The organism is Desulfobacter sp., from assembly GCF_050177295.1.
Genome location: NZ_JBFXHE010000441.1, coordinates 1 through 3,643, shown reverse-complemented (window position 1 = coordinate 3,643; position 3,643 = coordinate 1). Strand labels below are relative to the sequence as shown.

Here is a 3,643-nt window from a genome sequence, read left to right as displayed (position 1 = left end):
TGGAACAGACAACCATAAGACCTGCATTAAATCCGGACTTGATGCAGAAGTAGGCGCCAAAACAATAAATCAGAACCTGGATAGTACTGCGCAAGGGTTCGGTCACAGCATGGATGATTCCGGCTACATTGGAGGACCGGGTCTGATTTTCCATAACTGCCCGGTTCTTTCCCGTGAATCGGGCTGTAATATTGCCGATCATGCCCATGCCCACGGTGACCTCTGCGTTGCGCATGAAAGAAACCACGAACCGCTGGTTATCCGAGTTCAAGCGGTTGGCCTCTTTCATACTGTCCTTGACCAGAACCTCCTGGAGCAGGGTTAAGGCGGCAGAGAGTAAGGCCCCGCCCGTGGCAATCAGCCCCAGCACGGGCTGAAAAATGAAAATCAATACCAGGTAAAAGGGCGCCCATGGGGCGTCAAACACGGCATAGACCGCCGGTGTGGACAAATAATTCTGCAGGGTGTTCAGATCGTTGAGGCCGTTTCGGTAGGCGCGTTGGGGATCAATAACCATGGATTTGATCATGATCTCGAAGGCCTGCTCCCGCATGGAGATGTTCAGGGCGTTTCCGGCCCGCGACAGAAGTCTTGACCGGGCGAAAAGGAACAATCCCATGCTAGTGATGGCAATCACCGCGGCAATGGTGATATTTGCCAGGGACCAGCCGGAATAGGAAATCACTATATTTTGGTAAATGCTGAACATATAAAAGGAAAAGGTCAGGGATAGAATATTGGTAAAACAGGAAAGGACCGCGGCCCAGGTCAAATATTTTTTCCAGGTTTTCAGGAATAAAGTCATGGGAGAATGCCGTATTAAGGCTTAGTCAAACAACCTGTTTAAGTCTATCTGTGTCCAAAGAGACGGGTCATTGGAACCGCTGTCATCCTGACCGAAAGCCCCGGCGGGCTGTTCCCCGAGGAAATCGAACAAGGTATAGATCCCTAAAAGCACCATCGGCCCAAGCACGGTATACAGTAACAGTACATTTATGGCAATTAACGATCCGGCGCTCATGGTAGTTCACATCCTTTCTAAGTTTAGGTGTAAAATTTACAATGAGGGCATAATAATCAGTTCTGATACCCTGTCAAGGATTCAATGTCAATTTGGGACGGCTCATACATGATAGGCTCATGTTGCGTTTCAGGTTCTTTCTAGGGGATTGTAAGCTTAGCTATTTGAAATATATAATAAAATATTCCGGGCTTGCATCATCTGCAGAAAAGCGTCCGATAAAGTTGAAGCATACCGTTCTTCTTCCCTGCTGCCTGTCTCCTGTGCATGAGTGAGGTGATGGTTGATATCTCTGCATCACGCAGCCGGGCTGCAAATTTTTCCATTGATATAACCTTCTGGCAAGCCAGCTGTCCATGATATTTTTTACGCATGGGCTTCCACGCTTTCAGCCCTTGCCAAATACCGCGGGAATATGCAAGTGCCTGTTGTTTTTTTAGGGCAAACAAAAACCAGAAAAACTGGTAGATAAAAATCTGAGGCAGAAAGCGAATAAATAATGAAACCGGATAATTTTTCAGCAAAAGAAATAAGGAATTTCGGGCTGTCAGCCTGACGGTAAACGGATTGATCTTGGAACCGCTGGTTGCGCTACCGATGTGGTACACCCGGGCAGCAGGCACATAATATCCCCTGCTGCCGAACCGGTTGATCCGCAGGTTCAAATCCACGTCTTCCAGGTAAGCAAAAAAATCTTCGTCAAAGAAACCGATCCTGTCAAACAGGATGCGCCGGTACAAGCCGGCCCCGGCACAGGCCCCGAAAACCGGTCCGGGACGATTGTAGACAGCACAATCTTCTTCCATGGCCCCGAGTCTGTACCCTCCCCCGCCACGCAGGTAAGTGTCACCTGCTCCGTCTATTATTGTACGGTTGTGGAAACTCAGAATTTTAGGAGAAAAAAAATCGTATTCCGGGAGTTCATCCGCTGCTGTCAGAAGTTGATGCAGGCAGTTCTTGGACAGTTCAGTATCATTATTGAGAAGAAAAACATAGGGTGCGTCACAACTTGTGATTCCTGCATTCACCGCAGAACTGAATCCCAAATTTTCAGGAAGGGTAATGAGGCGTACCTGTGGATATTTTTTGCGCAAATATCCTTGAGATCCGTCATTGGAACCGTTATCCACAATAGTGATTTCAACGGATGAATAGGTCTGCCGTTCTATGGAGTTAAGACAGGAAGGCAAAAAGCGCATCCCATTCCAGTTGGGGATAACGATATTCACCTTTGGAGCCGAGCTTGGGTCCACGATACCTCTCCTATGGATTTAGAATTCCAGTTTGAAAAATTCCCCAAGATGTTGCCATGATTGGGGAACCGGATCCGGTATCTGTTCAGGAACAGGGCTGCCCGCATCTGTCAGGGCTTTTGTCAGCCGGTTCTCCCATTCCTCAGATCCCCATTTCCGGGCCAGCAAAATCCCCTGGGTCAGCATCATCCGCCCTTGTTTGGGTGTTGGTGTTGTTTCAAGTGACTGGTCCAAAAACAGGGCCCTGGAACAGGTTTTAACCTGATATCCATGGGCACGGGCTCTCCACGACAGATCCACATCTTCCCAATACATGGAAAATTGCTCGTCAAACCCGCCCAGGTCATTAAAGGCCTCTTTTGACATTGCCACACACCTGCCACACACCCAAGGGGTGTCAAAGGTCTGGGGATCATGGGGTTTGGCATGTACCTCCGGGAACTGCAATGCGTCCACAAGGGCTTTGCCGTGGGCTGCCTGGATCATCTGAACCAGCGCTTTGACCGCCCCCGGATGCAGATGCCCCCGGGGATCAATGGCGATATAAATCTCATTTCCCGCTTCAAATGCTGCGTTCATCAAAAAATTATGCCCGGACCCAAACCCGTTTATACCCTCTGCCCTAAGAAAATTGACACAACTCATTTTGCGGATCCCGTCTTTTATCTCTATCCCATCAAGGGTCTTAGCATTGATGTCCATTAAAAAGACGGCATTATCGGTTTTAAACCCTGCTGACGTTAATGCAATCTCTGCTGCGTGGATGGCGCCGGTCAGTTCGGATAAGCTGTTGTCCTTGGCCACAAGCCCTAGGGCCACCCTTGTTCCGGAACCCGGCATCAGATGGGCGCCCAGAATCCGGTTCTGGATATGGCCCGGCAGATCAGGGGCCGGATGTTTAATGGCCTCCGGAGTGAGGGTGCGGGGGGTAACCCCCTTGGGATCCAGCAGGCTGAACAGGTGTTGGTCCAGAAAAGTTGTCAGGTCGGCCCCATACTTGATCTCCACAATCATGGGGGTGGACGTGTAGAGGGGGGGATGTGCGATTTTCATCCATTTCATGTTCTGATGTTCACAAACGAAGAAAAACAGCCGTTCCACTGCATGGGCAAGGGTGCCGTTGATCTGATTGGATTCAGCCTCAAAATCCTGGAGGGTCAGGTTCAGATCCAGCAGGGGTTTTAAGGCCAAGGTGCGGGCCCAGAACATAGAACCCGAAGGAAAATCCAATGGGTCTTCGGGATTCAGGGTAAATCCCATTTTCCCTGCCAGCTCCTGGGCTGCCTCAAAATTCCCCCCCCAGTTGATGGCATTGCGCACCGGCTCAAAATGCTGGGCAGCAATCATCCCAAGATCCGGACAACGGGAA

General features: G+C 49.8%; 4 protein-coding genes. All 4 read right to left on the bottom strand.

Annotated features, from left to right (window positions below; all coding sequences use genetic code 11):
* Positions 1-772 (bottom strand): ABC transporter transmembrane domain-containing protein (locus AB7U36_RS20680; RefSeq protein WP_428161517.1); only part of this gene is annotated, 772 nt, incomplete at its 3' end.
* Positions 773-826: 54 nt separating this feature from the next.
* Positions 827-1,021, bottom strand: coding sequence for a hypothetical protein (locus tag AB7U36_RS20675; protein WP_428161516.1), 195 nt, complete (start codon positions 1,019-1,021; stop codon positions 827-829).
* 197 nt (positions 1,022-1,218) lie between these two features.
* Positions 1,219-2,274, bottom strand: a complete 1,056-nt coding sequence (locus AB7U36_RS20670; protein ID WP_428161515.1) for a glycosyltransferase family 2 protein — start codon at positions 2,272-2,274, stop codon at positions 1,219-1,221.
* Between the two features lie 18 nt (positions 2,275-2,292).
* Positions 2,293-3,643 (bottom strand): rhamnan synthesis F family protein (locus tag AB7U36_RS20665; RefSeq protein WP_428161514.1); only part of this gene is annotated, 1,351 nt, incomplete at its 5' end.